General features: G+C 52.6%; 20 protein-coding genes and 2 tRNA genes. 1 reads left to right on the top strand and 21 read right to left on the bottom strand.

Going from position 1 to position 23,039, the window contains the following annotated elements; genetic code table 11:
* Positions 1 to 284: 284 nt before the first annotated feature.
* The 3 genes from G7Y44_RS10580 to G7Y44_RS06885 form a co-directional block, all read right to left on the bottom strand.
* Positions 285 to 482 (bottom strand): hypothetical protein, encoded by a 198-nt coding sequence (locus G7Y44_RS10580; RefSeq protein WP_165248598.1) that lies wholly within the window; start codon positions 480 to 482, stop codon positions 285 to 287.
* Between the two features lie 101 nt (positions 483 to 583).
* On the bottom strand, positions 584 to 2,293 hold the full coding sequence (locus G7Y44_RS06890) for a YfhO family protein (protein ID WP_165248596.1): 1,710 nt from the start codon (positions 2,291 to 2,293) through the stop codon (positions 584 to 586).
* A gap of 233 nt (positions 2,294 to 2,526) precedes the next feature.
* Complete coding sequence (locus G7Y44_RS06885; protein WP_165248594.1) at positions 2,527 to 4,515, bottom strand: glycosyltransferase family 2 protein; 1,989 nt, start codon at positions 4,513 to 4,515, stop codon at positions 2,527 to 2,529.
* 232 nt (positions 4,516 to 4,747) lie between these two features.
* Between G7Y44_RS06885 and G7Y44_RS06880 the strand changes: the two genes are divergently transcribed.
* Positions 4,748 to 5,923, top strand: coding sequence for a glycosyltransferase family 2 protein (locus G7Y44_RS06880; RefSeq protein WP_165248592.1), 1,176 nt, complete (start codon positions 4,748 to 4,750; stop codon positions 5,921 to 5,923).
* A gap of 110 nt (positions 5,924 to 6,033) precedes the next feature.
* Here the strand turns inward: G7Y44_RS06880 and G7Y44_RS06875 are convergent, their stop codons facing one another.
* The 18 genes from G7Y44_RS06875 to G7Y44_RS06790 form a co-directional block, all read right to left on the bottom strand.
* Complete coding sequence (locus G7Y44_RS06875) at positions 6,034 to 7,308, bottom strand: ATP-binding protein (RefSeq protein ID WP_165248590.1); 1,275 nt, start codon at positions 7,306 to 7,308, stop codon at positions 6,034 to 6,036.
* 218 nt (positions 7,309 to 7,526) lie between these two features.
* Entirely contained in the window at positions 7,527 to 8,159 is a 633-nt protein-coding gene (locus G7Y44_RS06870) for a recombinase family protein (RefSeq protein ID WP_165248588.1), read from the bottom strand.
* A 116-nt stretch (positions 8,160 to 8,275) separates the two neighbouring features.
* The gene (locus G7Y44_RS06865) at positions 8,276 to 9,583 is read right to left on the bottom strand and encodes a coproporphyrinogen III oxidase family protein (RefSeq protein ID WP_165248586.1); all 1,308 of its coding nucleotides are present in this window, start codon (positions 9,581 to 9,583) and stop codon (positions 8,276 to 8,278) included.
* Between the two features lie 76 nt (positions 9,584 to 9,659).
* Positions 9,660 to 10,949, bottom strand: a complete 1,290-nt coding sequence (purD, locus tag G7Y44_RS06860; RefSeq protein WP_165248584.1) for a phosphoribosylamine--glycine ligase — start codon at positions 10,947 to 10,949, stop codon at positions 9,660 to 9,662.
* 83 nt (positions 10,950 to 11,032) lie between these two features.
* On the bottom strand, positions 11,033 to 12,343 hold the full coding sequence (locus G7Y44_RS06855) for an adenylosuccinate synthase (RefSeq protein WP_165248582.1): 1,311 nt from the start codon (positions 12,341 to 12,343) through the stop codon (positions 11,033 to 11,035).
* 157 nt (positions 12,344 to 12,500) lie between these two features.
* Positions 12,501 to 13,907 (bottom strand): replicative DNA helicase, encoded by a 1,407-nt coding sequence (gene dnaB / locus G7Y44_RS06850; RefSeq protein ID WP_165248579.1) that lies wholly within the window; start codon positions 13,905 to 13,907, stop codon positions 12,501 to 12,503.
* Positions 13,908 to 14,114: 207 nt separating this feature from the next.
* Positions 14,115 to 14,639 carry a 50S ribosomal protein L9 gene (gene rplI, locus G7Y44_RS06845; RefSeq protein WP_165248577.1) on the bottom strand — a complete coding sequence of 175 codons (525 nt, stop codon included), beginning with the start codon at positions 14,637 to 14,639 and terminating at the stop codon, positions 14,115 to 14,117.
* Between the two features lie 15 nt (positions 14,640 to 14,654).
* A complete protein-coding gene (gene rpsR / locus G7Y44_RS06840) occupies positions 14,655 to 14,915 on the bottom strand; it encodes a 30S ribosomal protein S18 (RefSeq protein ID WP_165042826.1) in 261 nt (86 codons plus the stop codon).
* Positions 14,916 to 14,935: 20 nt separating this feature from the next.
* Positions 14,936 to 15,394, bottom strand: coding sequence for a single-stranded DNA-binding protein (locus G7Y44_RS06835; protein WP_165042828.1), 459 nt, complete (start codon positions 15,392 to 15,394; stop codon positions 14,936 to 14,938).
* 54 nt (positions 15,395 to 15,448) lie between these two features.
* A complete protein-coding gene (rpsF, locus tag G7Y44_RS06830) occupies positions 15,449 to 15,742 on the bottom strand; it encodes a 30S ribosomal protein S6 (protein WP_165042830.1) in 294 nt (97 codons plus the stop codon).
* A gap of 352 nt (positions 15,743 to 16,094) precedes the next feature.
* Positions 16,095 to 16,616 carry a hypothetical protein gene (locus G7Y44_RS06825; protein ID WP_165248575.1) on the bottom strand — a complete coding sequence of 174 codons (522 nt, stop codon included), beginning with the start codon at positions 16,614 to 16,616 and terminating at the stop codon, positions 16,095 to 16,097.
* A gap of 185 nt (positions 16,617 to 16,801) precedes the next feature.
* On the bottom strand, positions 16,802 to 17,638 hold the full coding sequence (locus G7Y44_RS06820; RefSeq protein WP_165042833.1) for a DegV family protein: 837 nt from the start codon (positions 17,636 to 17,638) through the stop codon (positions 16,802 to 16,804).
* Between the two features lie 154 nt (positions 17,639 to 17,792).
* Positions 17,793 to 17,885 (bottom strand) — tRNA-Ser (locus tag G7Y44_RS06815).
* 72 nt (positions 17,886 to 17,957) lie between these two features.
* Positions 17,958 to 18,049 (bottom strand) — tRNA-Ser (locus G7Y44_RS06810).
* A 54-nt stretch (positions 18,050 to 18,103) separates the two neighbouring features.
* Entirely contained in the window at positions 18,104 to 19,054 is a 951-nt protein-coding gene (locus G7Y44_RS06805; protein ID WP_165248573.1) for an ABC transporter ATP-binding protein, read from the bottom strand.
* Positions 19,055 to 19,081: 27 nt separating this feature from the next.
* Positions 19,082 to 20,377 carry a peptidylprolyl isomerase gene (locus G7Y44_RS06800; RefSeq protein ID WP_165248571.1) on the bottom strand — a complete coding sequence of 432 codons (1,296 nt, stop codon included), beginning with the start codon at positions 20,375 to 20,377 and terminating at the stop codon, positions 19,082 to 19,084.
* A 185-nt stretch (positions 20,378 to 20,562) separates the two neighbouring features.
* Entirely contained in the window at positions 20,563 to 22,374 is a 1,812-nt protein-coding gene (gene typA / locus G7Y44_RS06795; protein ID WP_165248570.1) for a translational GTPase TypA, read from the bottom strand.
* Positions 22,375 to 22,920, bottom strand: coding sequence for a J domain-containing protein (locus G7Y44_RS06790; RefSeq protein WP_165248568.1), 546 nt, complete (start codon positions 22,918 to 22,920; stop codon positions 22,375 to 22,377). It abuts the gene before it with no gap.
* Positions 22,921 to 23,039 lie beyond the last annotated feature (119 nt).

Raw genomic sequence — 23,039 nt, 5'->3', positions numbered from 1 at the left:
AGGCTCACGAGCCTGAATAAAAGCCCTGCCTGGTCGTCTTTGCCATGCAGGGCGATTATGGGAGTGTTCAACAACTAGCGCATGCGTGCTCAAGAATGAGCGTCATACTGCTCAATATATTGCGGAACAGCGCTCAGGAATTGGTGTAGGAATCACGCTGCGCGCGCCGTGCAGGCTCACGAGCCTGAACCTGAATTCCCGCCAAGTTATGACATGGCGGGAATTCAGGACTCAAGCGACACAAACACCATGAACACATCTGCCACACCGTTACACACGTATTCTTAATCCCATCTCTCAGGCATGCCGAAACGCACCGACAGCGGATCACGGTAGTTCGCGATGAGCTGCTTGGACGACTCGTCGAGACATACCAGCGGACGTGCCGGATCACGCGGCCGCTGGTAGACGCTCAGCACGTCTTCCATCGCCGCTACAAACTCGCCGAAGAGCTCGGGGCTCACCGCTCTTCGTATAACCATCGGCGAAGTTCGTTTTTTTACTCAACACTATGTATCTGACTCATCCCTTCCACACCGACTCTTCAGCAATGAGAAAGACTCCCTACACAGGTGCATCCAAATCAGCTAATTCTCATCCATGTGCCCATATCACGATCGTATTCGTATACATTATCTAGTTGATACTTCTGTATCCAATCATCAACGCATTCCTGATAGTTGGGCGCCAGAGGACCCACCTCAACACTCCAATCATCGGGATAATAACTAGAATATCCATTAAGTGTATGCACGCCAAAGTGAGTGGCAAGCACCCATGCGTCCAATTGTGGCGGAGTCGTCCCTACCGTAGTATCCCATTCCCCACCTTCGGCGATATAGATGACCTCGCAGTTTTGAGGCATATCGCCCGCACCCTCGATTAGCGCAGCATCATCAGCGCTGTTCCATACAGCAAAGGGGCCACCAACCCATACATGTTCAAGCGTCATATAGACAGACAAAACAACGAGGAGCGTAAAGACGGCAGCGTGACCCGTACTTCGAGAGTATTTTAGAGCGCTGTCAAGAAACAAACCAACGCATATCGCCACTGGGAAAGAAAGGAAGAGCATGAAACGTCCAACGGCGCGCATCGTGCCAATGCCTGGAATTAACGAATAAACAAAATACCAGAGAGAGTGGTCGCCCACCTTTACTAACAAAATCATACACAGCAGAGCTGCAAAACCCGCAGCGCATCCCAAAAGGAAGCGCCCCCCGCGAAGACATCGATTGCGGAAGATCCAAATAAGCGAGAGAACAAACACGAGAAGTGTGATCGGCGGAATACCCATTTGAAGCTCAGCGGAATTTCCAAGCGACTTCCCAACTGACAGAAAAGGTGTATACAGCAGATTGTTCTCAGAGACATTAACTAGCCCTAATACCGTGGGAAGATACGCTGCGATATCCGTCCATACGCGTTCCCCATAATGCTGGCTTACAGGCAGATAAACCACCAAGAATGGCACGAGCGTTACGATTGTCGCGAGAAGATAAACAACGACATAACGGACACCACCCGGAATTGCGTAGTCGAAGTTATAGGGTTTAGTCGCAACACCAAAGATTGCCAGCAACCCAACAAAGAACATCCCAAACAAAATGAGATAATATCCCATATATCCCGATGTATAAAAAACTGCATCAATAGCCAAAATGGATAGCGCTGTAGCACATATCACTCTTCTTGTATCACTAGTCTTCTCCATCGCAACAAGTAACCCGATAGCTATGAACGGAACAAAATAAAGCGCGAACAGCTGAGGGTGTAAATCCATGTTAATACCGCAGCAAAACGTGAAGATAATAGAAGCCACAATCGAAGACAGCACTCCACAGCATAGCTTACGATTCATGAGATAAAACATAGCTAGCGATCCCACCAGTTGCACAGCGAATAGAGTAATTTTGAATGAAACAAACATATCGAATCCCATAAAGCGAAGAGGTACATAGAACGGAAGAAACCCCAAGAAGAGATCTGAGTAAGCCATTGTGTCATCTACAGGATAGAACATGCCAGAATCCAACGGCGCAAGTGTCCCCGAAAGCACAAGCATCCAATGCTCCGTAGCTAAACAGCAAAAGCGACCATCACCAAAATCGCCAAGCATCATCGAGCTAGAAAGGACGGGCCAGAAATATATTACATTAAGGAGAGCCACAATAATATAACCTACAACCGTAAGAGCAAAGGACTTCTTTACTTTGCCCTCTTTGCTCGATTCACAGTCTGTCTCATCTCGTATTGCTACTCGCGCTTGGGTAAGCAGTCGAATACCTTCCATGTTCTTCCTTTCACTTGCCTAATTCCCAAGGCTACGATACCAGAAGACTCATAGCTAGTTGAGGCTGGTTGCAAAAGTTACCATCCCTCATCCCTCTTCCTGTAAGGAACGTTACCTACGGATCATTTACGAAGTGCGAGTTTATGCGAAGTCGATCACGTTAGTCTTTATGAATTAAAACTGCATAGCGGTCACTTTGAATAGTTGCCACTATGTCATGACTTGTCGAGAATTCAGGACGTCTGCTTCAACCTATAATACGCACTACGGGGATCGAGGTTGCGGTTGTAAGACGGATCCATTCCTTCGGGCATTACTCTGCTCCACTTTTCCAGGAATAAATCCGCATCATCAGATGCCTCCCCCAGCCCTGACATACGCAGCATCGACCTCGGCTGTTGCAATATCGCCTCCGCAAGCGGAGAGAACACGGCGAGCCTCCCCTTCTCCCATTGCTGAGCGCAGACATCCGCAATTAGGTACTCTTGTGTTTGAAAGCGATCGTCAACATCCAAATCCTGCAGAGACAACGTTCGAAATATACACAATTCAGGGTTTAACACAAAAGAGTCACAGGACTTCTTCGCCCGCCCGATATAACCGGAATCCACTGCGGGCAAGAACCTGTTCTGACGCAATAATCTCCCCTCTGGAGTTACGAGAATCCCTGCGTAATCGACCAGACCGTCGTTACGAACAACACGCGGAGACACCCCGAAAACGTCTGCGCGTGAGAAGAGGCCGAGCATATCGTGCCAATCATCTCGTTGAACGCTCACGCACACACTCGAAACAAGAATAAGCTCAGAGGTAAACTGAAACATATTCTTCCAAGCTTGCCGTCCGATATCGCAGATAAAACGCAACGAGCCGTCGAGGGAAGCCCCCCAAACCCCGGGCTCAATCACCAGATTGTCGAAATCTTTATTATCCTGTTCTGAAAAACGCCTTTGGGTATCCCCGTCATTGGAAAACAGAAAACGCACCTTATACGCAAAAGGTTCTTCGTCTTTTTCTGCGCGGATTCGCACTCCAAGTCGGCTAAAGTGCCCTGCCAATGCTTCAAGGCTCGACTGGATCGTATAGGGCTTTGCCTCGGGATTGCTGTTGGTGGAAAAGGAATGGACCCGCCAATGGTAGAGGATTCGCGGAATATGAACCACACCTCGCGCGACCTCGAGCGCTTTGAGAGTCAAATCATAATCTTGGGAGCCATCCATTTCAGAGCCTGATCGTTCAATTCTATCCAGAACAAATCTGCTCACCGTCAGTAAGTGGATCACATAGTTGCATGAGTAGAGCAGATCGACATTTAGATCAGGCTTGAAGAGAGGGAGATGATAAGTCCCATTTTCCTCAAAGCTATCCTCGTCGCAATAGAGCAGGTCGACGGGAGTTTCCGACCGCTCCATTGCGATAACCATTTCAGCCAAGGCATTGGGTTCCAGAAGATCATCGTGATCCAAAAAGGATACGTAGTCTCCCGTGCACTTTGCTATTCCTATGTTCGTATTCCCTGCTATTCCGAGATTGTGCTCAACTTCAAGCACCACGATCCGCGAGTCATCAGTGTCATTGATAACCTTTTTCATTCCTTCGTCCGTCGGACTAGCATTGACTAATACGAGCTCCCAATTGCGGTAAGTTTGGGCAATGACGGATTCGAGAAGCTCCTGGAGATACTCTGGTGGGGTCATGTAGGCTGGAGTAACGATACTCATAAGGGGACCTTCTTCAATGGTTTCACGAAGAAGATTCTCCTCATGATGACGCTTGAACCATTCAGCGTAGCGACGCACATCCCCAGCGGCATTGCATACACGCGCACGATAGCTCCATATCATCTCATCCCTTTCCTCACGGGTAATCTTCCTCACCTGACCTGCACAATGAACCGAGAAGGACTTTATTCCATAGGGAACAAGGATGGAATACTCGACAGCAGACCATGAGGCGACCTCTTCTTCAAAAGAGACGTGTACTTCATAACGCTCGTTTTCTGTGATGCGGCACAATAGCCCTTTGAGCCCCTCTACTTTAGGCTGGCAGTTATCCGTCTCATCGCGACACAAGCAGATTACGACCCAGAAAAACGCCGCCTGCAGCTTGCTCGTATTGTACATATCCCGCCCCAGGCACAAAGGAATCCTTATGGCCCTTCCCTCGGACCATTCCGCACCGGTCAAGGGATTTTTGTCGATATACGATTGAGCATCGTTCATAGGTTCCGTCCTAAAGTAATCAATGTGTCGTATATAAAAGAAACCGTCAGGAAAATCAATGTAAGACACTTGAATCACAAGTGCAACGTATCTGTACTGCCATCGTCCCCCAAAAGCAGAAACCCCGCAGGAAAACCCCATCGCCCCTATCATGCGCAAGAGCTCCGCGGCAGCAGGTTGCAAGGCTCTTGCGCTATAATCTCGGAAGCACCAGTCACTCCGAAAGGACACTATGACTCCCAGCAGCTATTTCACCTATGCGCCCACAGACAAAAACGGCGCTCATACGCAACGCCCCGCCAACCCGGCCGATGTCCTTGTCTCGGTCATTATCCCCATCTACAACGCCGCGCCCTTCCTCGACCAAGCGCTCGACAGCGTGCAGGCTCAAACACACAAGAACCTAGAAATCATCTGTCTCAACGACGGCTCAACCGACAACTCGCTCGATATCATACGTGCACACGCCGCACGCGATGAGCGTATTGTTATTATCGACAAGCAAAACCAGGGCTACGGCGCCACATGCAACCGCGGGCTCGACGAGGCGCACGGTGAATGGATCGCCATCCTCGAACCCGATGATTGGATCGAGCCAGGTATGTACCGCGATATGCTCTCATTCGCGTCAACCTTCAACGAGCCCGTTGAGATAATCAAGACGCCGTACTGGCGTATCTCGCTCCCCGACACGCCCCGACAACGCAAACTTAACTGCAGCTACAAGAAGCGCGTCCACGTGGATAAACAACCATTCGTTATCACCGACGCCATACATCTGCTCCACCATCACCCGTCCATCTGGTCGGCAATCTATCGCAAGAGCTTCCTTAACGAACACGGCATCCGCTTCAAGCCCATTCCCGGCGCTGGCTGGGCCGACAACCCCTTCCTCGTAGAAACGCTCTGCCGAGCACAGCGCATCGTCTATCTCGACCAGGCGTACTACTGCTACCGCGAGGAAACTAAGGAAAAAACTCGGGCATTCCATCGCAACAGCCCGAATGTGCCGTTCGACCGATGGAACGAAATGCTCGACATCATCGAATCCCTGGGCATCACCGACGAGCGCATCCTCTGCGCCCACTACAGCCGCGGCTTCATGTATATGAGCGGCGTTATCGAGGAAAACGACCCTGACGATCCCGCCATCCACGCCCAACTCGAGCGCATGTTCAACCGCATGAACCCCGAACTTGTGTACCAGTACCCACGCATATCTCCTGGCTGCCGCCGTCTCTACGCCGAGGTGCGCGGCCTACCTAAGCCGAATGTCAGCCACCTGCAGTACGCGTCAAACTTACTTGAGCAGGGTGTCTATAACCTGCGAAATATCGGCATCTACGGTACGCTCGACTCCTTAGGCAACTACCTCATAAAGTACAGGAGACGCACTGGCGGGCGCTAATGCGCCCAGCGTCTTTCGCGCTTTCCCTTGCTCTTCTAGACGATATGACCCGAACCGAGGAAACGGGATTCATTTCGGATCATATCGTCTAGCGCTCCACAAGTCGTCGGCTATCGTCCGAGCAGGAAGTCGACTGCGTTAACTATTCGAATGCCATCGATACTCGTAGGGTAACTTCCAGATGCTGCAACTACCATCTTGGGATAGGCGTCACGCACGGCTTTGAGAGGCTTAAGTTCCCGCTCCATGGTTGCTTTCTCGGTCATACCCTCCGTCACTTGGATGTAGACCCTCTCGCCGTTGCGCTCCGCCACGAAATCGACCTCACCTGCCCGCAAATGACCTACCCATACACTGCAATCGTCATAGATCAGCTGCTGGTAGACAATATTCTCCAGTACACGTCCGGCATCTGATCTACGGTATCCTTGCCTGTGGTTACGTAGGCCAACATCGCAAATGTAGCGCTTTCCGTTAGTCTTGAGTATTTCTTTGCCCTTAATGTCGTAGCGGCGTACGTGACGAAACAGATAAGCCTGCTCCAACGCCTCAATATATGCTGCAACAGTGGAGTCAGCTGTTTTGGAATTCTGCGAGCGCAGCGCGCTGGCGATGCTGCTCACCGAGCATTCGTTGCCAATGTTGTCGGCTAAGAAGTCGCTTATACGAATCAGGAGATCGGCATTGGTAATCTGGCGTCGCCCGTGCCGTTTTTCACGCTCCAAAATGTCGCGCACGATGACGGTATCAAACAGCGTCTTACAATATGCCTGATGGGAGCTCTTATCCGGCTCTTCCAAGGAAAGAAAGGGGAAGCCGCCGTACCTGCGATACTGAGAGAATAGGCTTGCGAGCGTAACGACAGACCCATCCGACATGACAGCCAAATCACTTTGCGATAGGCTGAGCCCTTCAATGGTCGCACCTCGGAAGTCTAGGTACTCTGAGAAGGTAAGCGGTTGCATCTCTACTTCAACGTAGCGCCCCGACAGTAAGGTTGCCAATTCACTGGAAAGCAGAAATGCGTTTGAGCCGGTAATATAGATATCACAGTCCAAGTCGACGCGCAGGCCGTCGATCGCGCGCTCCCAGCCCTTCGTCTCTTGTAGCTCATCGAAAAACAGATAGGGATGGGTAAGCCCTTCTGCACGCTTTCGTACCAGGGAGTACAGAGCGCGGTAGTCTTCTCGAACATCATCGAACTCCATTGATTCCATCTTAAAAAAGAGAATGCGCTCTGGAGCCACCCCTTGTCTGACGAGATGCTCCGCCATCAGATCCAACAGCGTCGATTTACCACACCGGCGTACTCCGGTGACAACCTTAATCACGTCCTTATCTTGGAATTGGATGAGCTTACCAAGGTACTTATCACGCGGTATCATCAGGCCCTTCTCTCACTCATGTTAAAAACTTGCAGAATTTGAAAGTTTTTAACATTCTACCATCCGAGAAGACGTTGCACTTTGGATAACAAAACCCACTGAAACAGGTAAACGTTGTTGCTAAAACAGGAGAGAAAAGGACTGTCTGGCTGACACCCCTCGTGATACCGCCGATCACCTGACCTGATATCAAGCACCAAGGACTTTCAAACTGGTGATTATGCTGATTCTATCACCTGGTTTTCGTCTTCTCGTATCCACCGATCGAAGGTGCTGGGCGACACTTTCAAGCATGCCGCTGCCTGCTTGCGTGTGATACGCCCTTCCTGGAACGATCTTCTGGCTTCACTGTAGCTTGCTGGCCTGCGTTTCCTTGGCCTGCCGAAACGCACACCACGCGCCTGAGCGGCGGCTATGCCCTCGGCCTGACGTTGCTTGATGCTCTCGCGCTCTATTTGTGCCACATAGGAGAGCAGCTGCAACACGAGATCGGCAATAAACACACCTGTTATACCGTCTTGACGCTCGCGCGTATCGAGCAGCGGCATGTCCAATACAACAACATGCGCTCCCCGATCTTTGGTTATGCGCCGCCATTCTTCAATGACCTCGTCGTAGTTGCGCCCCAGCCGATCAATTGACTTCACCACAAGAACATCGCCTTTGCGCAGGCGCGCAACCAGCTTCTGGTATTCAGGACGATTGAAATCCTTGCCACTCGCCTTGTCGGCGTACACCAGCGAAGGTTCAACTCCGAACTGTTCAAGCGCGGCAAGTTGCCGATCGAGATGTTGGTCCTTTGATGACACCCGGGCGTACCCATACATTTTCTGCGCTATGGTTTGCGTCATGATCTCACCACTCCTTCGAACCAGCGGATTTTCGTGCTGTTTCGAGAGTATTCGACTGATGCAATCTGATGCGACTTTGTTTTTTGTTGTCCGAGCAGCGGCCAAGGAAGCGCTGATTACCCAAAAAGCAGTTCGCGCTCTTCTCCGGTCAGCGCGGCTCGGGCTTGATCGCGCAGACTGTTTACGCCGACAAAGAACTGTCTCATCATGACCACCATCAGGTAGCGACCACGCGGAGTAAGTGTTAGCTCGTCGAGCGTGTTGGTGGCAAACGCACCCGCCGCTGTCATAAACGCCATCTCGGCGGGTAACCCCGCTTCAATAGAGCAACCGAAATCGCGCTTGAACTGGTGCTTATCAAGACGTAGGCCGAACAGCTGCATCATGAAACGATAGCGCATGCGCTCGCGCTTGCCGAACGTGGTCTTGCCCATAAGCGACATCCGCCCACTCTCAATGGCCTTGTTGTAGTCAACCACACTAAACGTGTTCACGTATAGGCTCTTTCCCAAATACGTGATGCCACCCGACCCAATAGCCGGATATTCTTCGTAGTCAACCACGTACTCATCTATCATCGCATGCGGCGCGGCCACAGCACTCTGACGACGGTTGAACGTCCATGCCGACCCGTGATCGAACAGTGGATCGTTGCCTCCGGCAAGCAGCTCGTCGATGATGGTGTAGAAGCGGTGTTCGCGCGTATAGTCGACCTTCCCCACCGTGCGCGCCAGCGATTTCTGAACCGCCGGCGAGGCCATCAGCGGATAGAACGTCGTTTGGCTAGCGCCGCTTTCCACCACGCGCTCGACGTCGCGAATCAGCACATCTTCGGTTTGCGCGGGGAAGTTGAATATCATGTCGGCGTTCATTGACGTAAAGTACGGGGTGGCATCTTGGATGAGCTCCATGATCTGCTGGCCACAACCATATTTGTCGTAGCGATCCATCTGACGCAGCAGATCATCATCGAAGCTCTGCACCCCCACAGACAAACGCTGCACACGACCCTGCAACTTATCTAGATAACTGGGAATCAGGTGGTTCGGATTTGTTTCGCTGGAAACTTCCTTGATCGAGAATGTTTCGCGCGCAAGGTCGATGGTGTCACACAGCTCGTCGAGCAAGATGGTCGGGGTGCCGCCGCCAATGTACACGCTATCGAAATCGTAGCCCAGTTCCTTGAGCATGAGCATTTCCTTGCGCATGTTGGCGAAATACGGCCGCGCGCGATCTTCGGCGAAAGGAAAACGATTGAACGAACAGTATGGACACAAACGCTCGCAGAATGGCACGTGCATGTACAGCATATACGCTTGCCCTGGAACAGGGGCGGGAACACTTGCTTCATCGGTTGGTTTCAGATTCAAATAGCGTTTCGTGCACGTGTGTACGGCGGTCGTCAACAATCGTTCGGACAGCATCTGGTTTGTATCTCCCGGTATTTACGTATTCACTCGTTGTTTAGCCGCAAACGCGGCACATATGGTAACGGCAAGCCTATTTCCAAGCAGAACGGCCCTGCAACGCGCGTTTGCCAATGTCTTTGCGGTACTGCTTTCCCTCAAAGTACACTTTGTCGCACGCAAGGTACGCAGTCTCTCGCGCTTCTTCAAATGTGTCGCCCAGCGCCACTACGTTCAGAACGCGCCCACCAGCAGTGACCAGTTCATCGTAGTCATCCACGGCGGTTCCCGCATGCAGCACGATGACGTCGTCCATCAACTCGGCTTCGTCAACACCTAAGATAACCTTGCCCTTCTCGTACGAGCCCGGATATCCATCACTCGCCAGCACCACACATACGGCATGCTTGTCGGACCAGGCAAGATCAATATCGTCAGGCCGTCCCTCAGCAACAGCCATCATTACTTCGGCTACGTCTGACTCAAGCCGCGGCAACAACACTTGCGTTTCCGGATCGCCGAAGCGTGCATTGAACTCAACTACCTTCGGGCCTTCGGGTGTCAGCATAAAGCCACCATAAAGAACACCGCGGTAATCGTGCTCGAATTCCTCAGCCGTGGCCGCCGCCGCTGTTTCCATAATCTCCTTCATGGCTGCAAGCTCTTCGTCGGTAACAATGGGTACTGGCGAATACACACCCATGCCGCCGGTGTTCGGGCCGCGGTCGCCATCGTAGGCACGCTTGTGGTCCTGCGCCGTAGCCATACAATGGGCCTTGCCTGCGGAAACGAACGCGAGCAGCGAGCATTCGGGGCCGGTCATACACTCTTCGATAAGCACCGTGGAACCTGCACCGCCAAACGCGCCATCAAAGCACGCACGCACGGCTTCTTCGGCATCCTCCACGTCATCGGCAACTACAACACCTTTGCCTGCAGCCAGGCCGTCGGCTTTCACTACAATGGGCGCACCCAGTTCGCGTACGTAAGCCAGCGCCGGCTCACACTCGGTAAAGCTGTTGTAGCGCGCAGTAGGAATGCCATGACGAGCCATGAATTCTTTACTGAACGTTTTCGACCCTTCAAGGCGGGCCCCTTGCGCATCGGGACCAAACACGGCGATGCCCGCTTCGCGCAGCACGTCAGCCACACCAGCAACCAGCGGTGCTTCGGGACCAATAACCACCAAGTCGATGTCACGATCGCGGGCAAACCCCAGCACCGCCTGAGCGTCATCCGCTCGAAGCTGCGGGATATTCCGCGCAATGCGCGCCGTTCCACCATTGCCAGGAGCAACAAACAGCTTGTCAACTTGGGGGGACTTCGCCAACGCCCATGTTATGGCATGCTCGCGACCGCCACCGCCCAGCACCAGAATGTTCATGCTCAGCCCTTTCAGATTCAAATCGTCTACTTCAGCAAAACTACCGAAACTCATGAAGCCCCACAGAAAAGCGCTACTCGGAATTACCAGCTTCTCATAATCGTCTGATCGCGATCGGGTCCAACCGATACGATGCTCATGGTTACGCCGGTCACTTCCTCCAAATACTCCACGTACTTGCACGTGTTTTCTGGAAGTTCGTCGTAGGTTCGGCATCCGGTGATGTCAATACCCTTCCAACCGGGAAGCTCCACATACACTGGCTTGGCGTGGAACAACACACTTTGCTGCATGGGGAAGTAGTCGTAGGTTTTACCGTCACATTCGTAAGCTACGCATACCTTTATCGTGTCAAATTCGGAGAGGACATCGAGCTTAGTAAGCGCAACGTCAGTAAGGCCGTTCACCTCAGCAGCATAGCGCCCAATAACAGCATCGAACCATCCACAGCGGCGCTTACGGCCCGTCGTCACACCGAATTCATGACCGGCAGAGCACAAAAGCTCGCCGTCAATTGCATCCTGACCAGTACCGCCGTCTTCGGGGAAGGAAAGCTCCGTAGGGAACGGGCCTTCGCCCACTCGGGTAACGTATGCCTTCTGAATACCCAACACGCGGTCGATAGCCTTCGGACCAACGCCGGTGCCCGTAGCCGCACCACCCGCGCAGCACGACGACGACGTGACGTATGGATACGTTCCGTGATCGATATCGAGCAGCGTGCCCTGCGCGCCTTCGAACAGAATTGACTTGCCGTTACGCACTGCCTCATTGAGCAGCTGCGCCGTTTCAGCCATGAACGGCTTCAGAATGCGCGCATAAGGTAAATACTCGTCGCAGATTTCCTCAACCGTGTAGGTGTGCAACCCGTAAATCTTCTCGAGAATGGGGTTCTTTTGCGACAGCGCAGTTTGAACTTTCAGGCGAAAGATCTTCTCGTCAAGCAGGTCTTGCACACGAATACCCTTGCGAGCAACCTTGTCCTGATAGCACGGGCCGATGCCGCGCTTCGTGGTACCGATTTTGTTCTCGCCAAGGCGCTTCTCGTCAGCGCCGTCGAAGTCTTTGTGATACGGCATGATAATATGCGCGTCGCACGAGATTTTCAGGTTTTCGCACGAGATGCCCTCTGCCTGCAGCATAGCCATCTCTTTAATGAGCACGCCTGGATCGATCACCACACCGTTTCCGATAACGGGCACACAATCCTTATACATAACACCTGACGGCATAAGATGCAAAGCGAGCTTCTTGTCGCCATGGATAACCGTGTGACCAGCGTTGTTGCCGCCTTGATAGCGCACAACGTAGTCGTAATCCCGGGCAATGAGATCGGTGATCTTCCCCTTGCCTTCATCGCCCCACTGGGCACCCACCAATACAGTGCTTGGCATGTGATCGCATCCTTTCAAATGCTTTGCAAGCGCGACAGAAACAACCGCATATTATAGTATAGTTGCTCGCCCAACTTCCGTTATGCAAAGGTTTTGACAGAAACAGAGAACCGAGCTACTTGGCCCCTACTCCCGCTCACCCCGCTCTGTCACTGCGTTACACGTAGCCACCAACGCGCGAATCGTCGATAAAGTCCATGAATCGCGTGTATTCCGAATTGAACGCAAGCGGAATGTCGCGCGTCGGGCCGTTGCGGTGCTTGGCCACAATCAGCTCGGCTGTACCAAGATCGGGTCGGCCTTCCGATTCCGCCTCCATCTCATCCATTGAACGGTCAATGAACATGACAATGTCGGCGTCTTGTTCGATAGATCCCGATTCGCGCAAGTCGGAAAGCATTGGGCGCTTCTTACCTCGCATCTCCACCTGACGCGACAGCTGCGAGAGCGCCAGCACCGGCATGTTCATTTCCTTTGCGAGCACCTTTAGGCCACGGGAAATCTCGCCGACCTCCACAGCGCGGTTTCCGTCGCGGCGCGACTTGGGCGGCTGCATGAGCTGCAAGTAGTCAACGATGATGAGACCCTTGTCGCAACCTCGCAGCTCGCGGCGAGCCTTTGCGCGCAATTCGAGAATGGAAAGCGATGGCGTGTCATCAATGAACATGTTCAATTTTGAAAGCGTGTTGGACGCGTCGGCGATGGCTCCCCAATCCTGTTCCTGAAGCTGACCTGCGCGCAAACGCGACAAGTTCACCCGAGCTTCGGAACACAGGATGCGTTGCACCAGCTGCGACGCGCTCATTTCCAGCGATAGGAAGGCAACGGTGCTACCGGTTTTGGCGGCATTGACCGCTAGGTTCAATGCGAACGACGTCTTGCCCACGCCAGGTCGGGCCGCTAGTATTACCAAATCACCACCGCGAAGGCCATGGAACAAATTGTCAACATCTTTGAACCCTGTCGCCACACCCGCGATGCTATTCTTCTGCTCGGCGAGCTTCGTTATCTCATCAAATGCGTCGGTAAGCAGTGTATCCATGCGTGCAAACTCCGATGACACGCGTTTTTCGGTTACGTTAAACAGAATTTTCTCGGACTCTTCGACCACAACATTCAGATCGTCAGGCGCATCGTATGCCAGTGCGTTGATTTCGGCGGAAGCCCGTATCAGGTCACGCAGCACCGACGTGCGCTTCACGATGTCGGCATGACTGCGCCAGTTTGTGAGAGCAAACGTGTTGTCGGCAAGCTCGACGAGGTACGATTTTCCGCCCACGGCTTCGAGCTGTCCTGTTGCTTGCAGGTTATCAGCCAACGAGATATGGTCGATGGGAATGTGACGAATATACAGGTCCATCATCGACTCGAAAATGCGCTGATGCGCGATGCGGTAGAAGTTCTCCTTCACCAGCTTCGTGGCAACTTCTTCGATGGCCTCTTGGTTGAGCAGGCACGCCGCAAGTACCGACTTCTCCGCTTCGATGTTCTGCGGGTCGCGCTTTCTGGCGTGCGCGGGCGCCGTCTCATCGGGAGCATAATCGGGATTGTAAGCTGTCTGCATGGCGGGATTCCTTCTCTTTAGCGTGCGAGAGTTTATCTTATAGCAAGTATTGATGCAGGTCATTCACTATTTTTGTTGAAAACTCTCTGCAGATTGCTCGGTTTTCAACATAAAAAAGAAACCCCCTCGGCCCATCTATCTGGGGGCCAGAGAGGGTTTCGTGTTTTCCACCTTCGGTGACGGTGGAAAACTTTTTTCGTGTAAGAGCTACTCGGCAGCTTCCTCGGTCGCCTCAGTCTCTTCCTCAGTTGCAGCCTCGACTTCAGCCTCTTCCTCAACCAAGATTTCCGGACCACCGACAACGAGCTTCAACGTGGCCTTGATATCGCGGTACAGCGAGACAAGAACCTCATGCTCGCCAGCGGTCTTGATAGCGTGGGCAGCCTCGATGCGACGGCGGTCAACCTCAATACCCATCGATTCCTTGACAGCCTCAGCAATGGCGGTGGTGGTAACAGCGCCGAACAGCTGGCCTTCCTCGCCAACCTGTGCGACGATCTTCACTGTTGCGGCATCCAGAATTTCCTTGGTCTTGGTGGCATTGGCGATGCGCACCTCTTCGCGCTTGGCGATGTTGTGCTTGCGCTGCTCGAGCTGCTTCAGATTGCCCGAGGTGGCCTTAAGAGCCTTGCGCTGCGGCAGCAGGTAGTTGTTCGCAAAGCCGCGAGTGACTTCGATAACGTCGCCTTCGCCGCCTTTGCCCTTGAGCTCTTCAAGCAGGATAACTTTCATTGTTCCTCCTTGCGCCTAGCGGTTGCGGCGATCGCCACGGCCGCTCACCGTGGGCACGACGTACGGCATGAGAGCCATCTCGCGCGCACGCTTCACAGCAAGGGCGATGTCGCGCTGGTGCTGGGTGCAGGCACCCGTCACGCGGCGCGGCTTGATCTTTCCGCGGTCAGTAACATATTTGCGCAGCATCTGCGTGTCTTTGTAGTCTACGTATTCTGCGTTATCCTTGCAGAACTGGCAGTACTTGCGACGCGGCTGCTTGGCGTAATCTGCCATTTCAACCTCTTTCGTTTCGCTTAGAACGGGATGTCCTCGTCATAAACCGAGGACGAGGCATCAACCAACGGCGCCGGAGCAACCGGGGCAACCGGAGCGGAATAACCGCCTTGCGCCTGGTAGCCGCCACCAGCGGAACGGGAAGCGTCGTTGCGGCTGCTCATAAACTCAAGCTCATCCACAATGACTTCGATCTTGCTGCGCTTCTGCCCATCGCGTTCCCACTGGCTCCAGCGGAGCTTACCTTCGATGGACACCTTTGTGCCCTTTGACAGGTACCGGGACAGGCTTTCGGCGCGAGCGCCGAACATCGTACAATCGATGAAATTCGGGTAGTCTTCCCACTCACCAGTCTGCTGGTTCTTGCGGCGATCATTTACCGCAACACCAAATCCCAAAACCGGCAAGCCAGAAGCCGTGGAGCGAAGCTCCGGATCGCGCGTTAAATTCCCGCTGATGATAACTCGGTTAATGCTCATGGTTTACACCTCTCTCATGCTGGACGCACATAACCTGCGTCCCATGCGTCATCTTTAGTCGCGGTCTTCGCGCTTCACGATCATGTGACGAACCACCGCATCGGTAATGCGGAGAATACGATCGAGTTCGGCGACGTCTGCGGGATTGGCATGGAAATCGATGAGAGTGTAATCACCATCGGTCAAACCATTGATCTCATAAGCGAGTTTGCGCTTGCCCCAATTGTCAACGTTATCGACAGTACCTTGTGCGTCAGTGATCGTGTTTTCGATACGGGTCATGACGTTTACGCGGGTTTCTTCGCTGATCGTCGGAGCGACAAAAAACAGCAGTTCATAAGCCTTCATGAGCTCACCTCCTTTGGACTTGACGGCCCCGGCGCGATGAAGGCATTTACCGGGGCAGGATTTAGCCGTACCATTCTAGCAAACCCCGTCACCCATATAAGGAAACTCTTTTTGCACCTGATCGCTTCCATCGTTTCCCCATACATCGAACGCCTTTGTTTTTCGCCCAATGACGAATACTCCACCCGCTGCGAACGCTTTGTCCTTCGCGCATCGACTACAACTTCTTACGCTGTCATCGTATATGACAACTCCCTGCAAAGCGTGGCAGAATGCTTGATACAGACCACCACGTTTCTATTGCCGTTCTTGCGCTTCACCGTGCGGTTTTTTGCAGATTACCCGATGAAATCTAACGAAAACCTTCCACCTCGGGTTCGGCAAGATAGCATTCCTCGATATCCTCATCGGCGTACTCGTCGGCATCTTTCAGGGCCACCATAAAATTCGGTGCCTCACCGATATAGGCCGCCTCGTCCTCGAACGTGACGTTACCCTCATCGCCGCTGACCGTGTACAAATAACCAACCGCATGGCCCTCATCAGCTCCAGGAACACCGCCTTCCGCAATGAGCGCGTCCACCTCACCCGCATCGGTTTCCACATAGCCGTCGTAGCACAAAGCATACGCCACAGCACCACGTGCGTTTTGCACCGTATGACGCGCGTGCGCAAAGCAATCTTCGGAAGTTTCGCCCGGATGATTCTCTATGAACAGGCTGTCCTTCACCACCAGACACGTGAACGGGATGATGTCCGCACCCTGAGCCATCTTCTCCTTTGCCTCGTCAAGCGCGAACAACAGTACATTTTCTAGCGTTTCGGGGAGCTCGGGGACTTCGGATGTCCAGTTGTCCAAATCACGATCAGCCATAATGTTTCCTTTCATCGGCACGGTTTTCTCTCATCTTCTTAGTATGAAAGTATACAGAACCGCGCCGTTCACGCAGGAAACGACGTGAAAAGCACGTGTAAATGGGAAACCACCAAGCACAACGAGATTCATCACGCTCTAAAACGAAGCGTGAACCACCACAAAACAAACAACTGAGTACTGAGTTACTTCCCCTCGTACCCAACGAGCAGGCCATTGCGCTCGGCATAGAAGCTCACCAAACCGCGCGCTTGACACCACAGCACGTCAGCTTGGGGAAATTCGCGCTTAATCAGGTCAGACATAATACGCGCAGCATTCTCGTTGAATACATGCGAAATGCGTACCTTACCGCCATCGTAACCTTTGCTCTTCATTTCCTCGAAGATGGTCTTGATTACCTTGCGCTCGCCTTTGCATTTCGCAAACGGGTCGAGCTCGCCGTCGGTAGCTCGACCAACCACGCGAATACCCAGCACGCCGGCAAGCTTCGCTGCAGCGGGATGAACGCGTCCGTTGTTCGCCAGATTACGCAGCGACTCAAGCGCGAAAACAAGGTGAGAACGATCGCGATACTCGTCGATCTTCTGGCAAATGGATGCAAAGGGAAGGCCTGCGTTTGCCAATTGTTCAATTTTTTCGGCGATTAACCTCATGGCCGGACCGGTCATACGAGAATCGATAACGTGTATCTGCGCTTGAGCATTCTCACGCTCGATAGCTTCTTTTGCAAGGCAAGCAGCATTATACGATCCGGAAAGCTTGCTAGTAATTGTAATGGCAAACGCCATGTCGCTACCTGAAAGCGCATGTTTCCACTCCCCCACGTTCGGACACGCCGTTCCCGACTTTTCATGAAGGGAAGCCAGGTAGTCGACCATATTCCCAACATCGAGACGCCAGTCATCAACGAATTGCCGCGCGTCAGTGATAATACGCAACGGAACCGAGGATATCTCTTCGGTCGGTGCTGCCCATGATACGGCATCGGCACTGGAATCAAGTACGATTCTGTAAGACATGGCCTCTCCTTCGTCACGTCCTTTTCCAATAATCATACCAATTTACAGCGTGTTTTCCCAGAAGGAAGACCGAGGTTCTTGCCTTGCCGTCAACAAACGATGAATAAAACGAAGAAGAAAAGTAGGTCCGCTTCCTAACCTGCTTGTAAGTAACTGGCGGAGGAGGAGGGATTCGAACCCTCGTTACGCGGGTTACGCGTAAAACGGTTTTCGAGACCGCCGCATTCAACCACTCTGCCACCCCTCCGCTTGGGGTGTTTCTCCTTAACCAGGAGACCTATTCTGAAACGCCGCTCTATAGAACGGCGTCAATCAGCTCTGGCGGAGAGATGGGGATTCGAACCCCAGATACGCTTTTGGCGTATACACGATTTCCAATCGTGCTCCTTCGGCCAGCTCGGACATCTCTCCGCATTATGTAATTCGCCGAGAAAACCTCGCGCGTGAATCAGCAGTATACAACAGCTAATACTCGCTCACAAGTGAAAAATATTCGGCTTCATAAGCGGTTTTTGATATTTCTTTTGTTTCGGCTTTTATCTCCCCTGCAACCACCACGGAAGCACCCGCTTTCAACGAAAAATGGGTCCCTTTCTGCTGTTCGCAGACAACCGTGCGTTTTACGCGCATAGGTACATCGAATAGCGCACTCATGGTTTTATCTGCCAGTATGCGGCTCTTTTCGCCATCGCCAAACACGCGGCCTTCCTTCAATAGAATGATGCGATCGATTTCGGGAATGATATCTTCCGGATAATGAGTAACGAGCACAATACCTTTTCCCGCCTGAGCGAGCTTGCGCATACTGGAGCGCACGTAATACATACCTTCTGGGTCGAGACCTGTGCAAGGTTCATCAAATATCAGCGTTTCCGGATCGTTCACGAATGCGCGGGCTATTAGCACGCGCCGTGCCTGACCAGTTGAAAGCGTCATCACGTCACGTCGCGCCACATCGGCGATGCCCAGCATCTCCAATGCGTCGCTTGCTCGATCCCGCGCGCGTTGCACACCAGTAGCTCGCAGAGGGATGCCCAGCGACCCGTACACGCCACCGGCCACAATATCAATGCAGGGAAGATGCACGGTTATTTCATCCTGCATCGTTGAAGACACAATACCCAAGCACGCCTTCACTTCGGCAAGAGTAGCGCGCTCACGCCCTTTGAACAACACCGGCGGCACATCGCGATGAAGCGGGAACATTTCCCTCGTGATGAGCTTCACGAATGTCGATTTACCCGAGCCATTCGGGCCCAACAGGGCAAGACGTTCCCGTTGACGAATGTGTAAGTTATCGATAGTTAGGATATCCCTACCCTGACGACGTACCACGGCGTCCTTAAACGAAAGGAACGGCGGCGGGACTTGCTGCCCTGCCGCCGCTTCTTTGTCTCTGATCTCGTGTTCGATCATGAGATTCCTTTGAACTCAACGTTTCTCTTACGATGCCTCGGTTGGCTGCGTTGATGCAGGTGCTGCTGCATCGGTGCTGTCGGTGGCTGCAGCGGCGGCGTCGCCCTCAGCCGCATCACCTTCGCTCGACGCAGTGTCGCTACCGGAATCACCCGACTCGCCATCAGTAGTTCCATCGGCAGCCGCTGTGTCACCTTCAGCGCCCTCTGCAGGTTGCTCGGACGGAGTGGCACTATCACCTTCAGTAGCAGTGTCCTCAGCGTTGGCGGCCGCAGCTTCCTGATACGGCGTTAGATCAATGTTATAGGGAAGGCCTTCAGGCATGTCATTAATAACGATGTCGGCAGATTTCTTGTACTCTTCGAGCCATGCGTTAAATGCTTCACTCTGAGCCTGTTGCTTCAACGATGATTTGATAGTTTCAACCCAATCCGCAGGAATCTGATCGACACTTGTCACCTCTTCAGGTGCAACAAACACATCGGTGCACTTAATAATATGCCATCCATACTGGCTTTCCACCAGGTCAGATACTTGATCCTTCTCAAGGGCCTTCAACGCCGTTTCGTACTCTTCAACAAACGTGTTCATGCAATCCCAGCCAACATCACCACCGTTTTCCGCCGATCCGGTGTCGATGGAATACTCCTTGGCGGCTTCAGCGAAGTCAAGTTCGCCAGCATTTATCTTGTCGAGTACTTCCTGAGCAGTTTCTTTATCGTCGGCATCAAACAAAATATTCGACGACTTCCGCGCGCCATCATATGAGGTCGCATACATCTGACACGTACTCAGCATTTCTTCCTCGGAGGGTTCTTCGTCGGTGGCAAACGATTCCTGCAGCTTCTTGGTCTTCAGCTGCATCTCGATCTCGTTGCGATAGTATTCCTCGTCCATGCCCGCTTGCTCAAGAGCGCTCTGCCACGCTTCATCGGAGTCGTAGTACTGCTTCATAGAGTTAACGTACTCATCAACTTCGGCCGCATCAACGGTTATACCCTTCTCATTAGCCCCCTGCACCATCAGTTCACGGGAGACGTGCGAATCAATAACCTCGCTTCGCACGCTTTCTGGCGTATAGTTGTATGAGACTAGCCACTCCCCCCATTTTTCATCTTCGGTCAGACCCATCTGATCGCGAATGCTTGCAATATAGTCGGTGATAGTATTCTCGTAGATTTCCGTTCCGTTTACCGTTGCGGCAACGCTTCCTTTATCGCCTTCTGAAGACCCTTTACCATCGGAACACGCTGCTAGACTGAGTGCGAGTACGGTAGATACCGCACCAATGGTTACCGTCCTTAGTACTTTGCTTGCTTCCATGAACACCCTCTCGTTTGGCGAATACAGATTGCTCTTTTCCCGTCGCCCCCTCAAGGGGGAAGCGAACCCAATACCGGATTGAATGATGGTCTATTGTCGCATACGCGGTTTTGGGAGGTCAGACCCGCACACGATGCGCACATTCAGTTCACAAACGCTTACGGATCACCTTCGCTTACACTTCTCTACTTCTTTGCAGCTTTCTTACGTGCCGTTGCCGACAAAATGCGCTTACGCAAGCGGATCGATTTTGGAGTGATTTCAACAAGCTCATCATCTTCGATATATTCGAGTGCTTCCTCTAGCGTGAAGGTTACCGGCGGCGTGAGCTGGATGGCTTTGTCAGCACCAGCGGAACGCTGATTGCCCAGCTGTTTGCTTTTGGCGATGTTGACCACCATGTCGCCTTCCTTAGCCGATTCACCCACGATCATACCCTCGTAGCAGTTCTCGCCGGGACCCACGAATAAGCGACCACGCTCCTGTAGCGTATCGAGCGCATACGCGACGCTTTTCTCGGTGGACATACTGATCATGCTACCGTTCTTGCGCCCGGTGAATTCACCGGTATACGGACCATACTCCTTGAAGTGATGGAACATATTCGCTTCACCATGTGTTGCATTCAGCAGCCGTGTTTTCAGCCCCATGGTGCCGCGCGAGGGAATACTGAACACCAAATGGGTTTGTTCTTCTCGCGGGAACATATCGGTCATAATGCCACCAGCATTGCCGAATACCTCGATAACCTTACCAGCGTAGTCGCTCGGTACATCAACCGTCGCTTCTTCGATCGGCTCGAGCTTGGTTCCGTCCTCCGCATGCTTAATAATGACGCGCGGACGGCCTACTTGAAACTCGAAACCTTCGCGACGCATGGTTTCCATCAGTACTGACAGATGAAGAACGCCACGACCAGACACGCTAATTCCACTTTTGTCCTCAAGTTCTTCGATACGCATGGAGATATTGCTCTCCTTTTCGCGCATCAGACGCTCCTTTAATTGGCGAGCACCTACGATGTCGCCCTCGCGACCAACCAGTGGACTGGTAGATGCCTCAAACACAACGGACATAGTAGGCTCTTCCACGGCAATAGGAGCTAAACGAACCGGGTTCTCGCGGCTCGTCACCATATCGCCAATGTCGGCGTCATCCACTCCAATGACTGCGATGATGTCACCTGCCGTGGCTTGAAGAACCTCAACTTTGTCGAGATTTTCGAAGGTGTGCACCTTCTTTATTGTGGTGTTATAGCGCGTACCATCGTTTTTTATGACCAGCACTTGTTCCTTTTCGTGCATAACGCCACTATGGAGGCGGCCAACACCGATACGGCCAACGAAACTCGAATGATCAACGGTGCAGATTTGCAACGCCACAGGACCATCGACATCAACGTCAGGTGCGGGCACTTCCTTCAAAATGGTGTCGAGTAGCGGAAACATGTCCATGTTATCGTCATCATGCTCATAGCGGGCATAGCCATTGACAGCGGACGCATACACAATGGGGAAATCGAGCTGTTCATCTGATGCATTCAACTCAACCATCAGGTCAAACACTTCGTCGACAACCTCTTCAGGGCGCGCACCCGGGCGATCTATTTTGTTGACAACCAACACAATACGCAAACCCTGCGCAAGCGCATGAGACAACACGAAGCGGGTTTGCGGCATAGGACCCTCAAAAGCATCTACGATGAGCAGGGCACCATCGGCCATGTTTAGCACGCGCTCTACCTCGCCACCGAAATCGGCATGGCCGGGAGTGTCGATAATATTGATCTTTGTGTCTTTGTAATTGATGGATATATTCTTGGAAAGAATAGTAATGCCTCGCTCGCGTTCCTGGTCGTTACTGTCCAGCACACGATCGGCAACTTGTTGGTTCGCACGAAACACATTCGCCGCATACAGCAAACGGTCAACGAGCGTGGTTTTGCCATGATCAACATGGGCAATAATGGCGACGTTACGGATGTTCTCCTGTTTCACTTACCTGTCCTCCAATTGGGTTTGCAGTTCCTTCTGCTCTCGCTTCAGTTCGGTGATATGTTCGTCAAGCGTGTTCAACGTACGTTGCGACGATGCCAACTGCACGATACCCCACACCACTGCAGCGCTGGCAATACCAGCCACTGCAATGATGCGGCGCAGGAAGAACGCCACCAAACCGCCAACAGCAATCATAGCAATGGCGTTTCGCCGCTCATCAAGAATCACATCGCGCTGTTTCACCAGCTGAGTACGTGCTGCGGCAATACCAGCTAAACGGGCCTCAAGATTCGCTGTCGAACCCGGGCGCGCAGCGTTACGATCCACTTGCACGGACGAACCGCGCGATCCTTTTCCGCTGTTCAGGTATTCGTATGCATCTTGCAATCGCTTAAACTGCTCAGTCGCACGATCCTGTAGCTTTGCGTTGTTCGCAAAGCGATCGGGATGCAGGATCTGCACGGTTTCCCGATATGCCGTCTTGATGTCTTCGGGTGTGGCGTCATCATCAAGCCCGAGAATATTAAGCGCTTCTATGCGATTCACGGTTCCCTTGCTTCTCTTCCTTGTTCCCACCAACTACCTGCCAGCACGTGCTCGTATTGACACGTATATCCGTCAATACTCGCATGCATCAGCTCACCGCGTAATACTCCACAGGAGAG

It is taken from the genome of Adlercreutzia sp. ZJ141 (assembly GCF_011038965.1).
Lineage (GTDB): Bacteria > Actinomycetota > Coriobacteriia > Coriobacteriales > Eggerthellaceae > ZJ141.
This window is presented reverse-complemented; position numbering and strand designations above follow the sequence as displayed.

What these genes read in the sequence shown, in the direction of transcription:
- G7Y44_RS10580 (WP_165248598.1), bottom strand. Translation starts at nt 482, where the DNA reads ATGGTTATACGAAGAGCGGTGAGCCCCGAGCTCTTCGGCGAGTTTGTA.
- G7Y44_RS06890 (WP_165248596.1), bottom strand. Translation starts at nt 2,293, where the DNA reads ATGGAAGGTATTCGACTGCTTACCCAAGCGCGAGTAGCAATACGAGAT.
- G7Y44_RS06885 (WP_165248594.1), bottom strand. Translation starts at nt 4,515, where the DNA reads ATGAACGATGCTCAATCGTATATCGACAAAAATCCCTTGACCGGTGCG.
- G7Y44_RS06880 (WP_165248592.1), top strand. Translation starts at nt 4,748, where the DNA reads ATGACTCCCAGCAGCTATTTCACCTATGCGCCCACAGACAAAAACGGC.
- G7Y44_RS06875 (WP_165248590.1), bottom strand. Translation starts at nt 7,308, where the DNA reads ATGATACCGCGTGATAAGTACCTTGGTAAGCTCATCCAATTCCAAGAT.
- G7Y44_RS06870 (WP_165248588.1), bottom strand. Translation starts at nt 8,159, where the DNA reads ATGACGCAAACCATAGCGCAGAAAATGTATGGGTACGCCCGGGTGTCA.
- G7Y44_RS06865 (WP_165248586.1), bottom strand. Translation starts at nt 9,583, where the DNA reads ATGCTGTCCGAACGATTGTTGACGACCGCCGTACACACGTGCACGAAA.
- purD (WP_165248584.1), bottom strand. Translation starts at nt 10,949, where the DNA reads ATGAACATTCTGGTGCTGGGCGGTGGCGGTCGCGAGCATGCCATAACA.
- G7Y44_RS06855 (WP_165248582.1), bottom strand. Translation starts at nt 12,343, where the DNA reads ATGCCAAGCACTGTATTGGTGGGTGCCCAGTGGGGCGATGAAGGCAAG.
- dnaB (WP_165248579.1), bottom strand. Translation starts at nt 13,907, where the DNA reads ATGCAGACAGCTTACAATCCCGATTATGCTCCCGATGAGACGGCGCCC.
- rplI (WP_165248577.1), bottom strand. Translation starts at nt 14,639, where the DNA reads ATGAAAGTTATCCTGCTTGAAGAGCTCAAGGGCAAAGGCGGCGAAGGC.
- rpsR (WP_165042826.1), bottom strand. Translation starts at nt 14,915, where the DNA reads ATGGCAGATTACGCCAAGCAGCCGCGTCGCAAGTACTGCCAGTTCTGC.
- G7Y44_RS06835 (WP_165042828.1), bottom strand. Translation starts at nt 15,394, where the DNA reads ATGAGCATTAACCGAGTTATCATCAGCGGGAATTTAACGCGCGATCCG.
- rpsF (WP_165042830.1), bottom strand. Translation starts at nt 15,742, where the DNA reads ATGAAGGCTTATGAACTGCTGTTTTTTGTCGCTCCGACGATCAGCGAA.
- G7Y44_RS06825 (WP_165248575.1), bottom strand. Translation starts at nt 16,616, where the DNA reads ATGGCTGATCGTGATTTGGACAACTGGACATCCGAAGTCCCCGAGCTC.
- G7Y44_RS06820 (WP_165042833.1), bottom strand. Translation starts at nt 17,638, where the DNA reads ATGTCTTACAGAATCGTACTTGATTCCAGTGCCGATGCCGTATCATGG.
- G7Y44_RS06805 (WP_165248573.1), bottom strand. Translation starts at nt 19,054, where the DNA reads ATGATCGAACACGAGATCAGAGACAAAGAAGCGGCGGCAGGGCAGCAA.
- G7Y44_RS06800 (WP_165248571.1), bottom strand. Translation starts at nt 20,377, where the DNA reads ATGGAAGCAAGCAAAGTACTAAGGACGGTAACCATTGGTGCGGTATCT.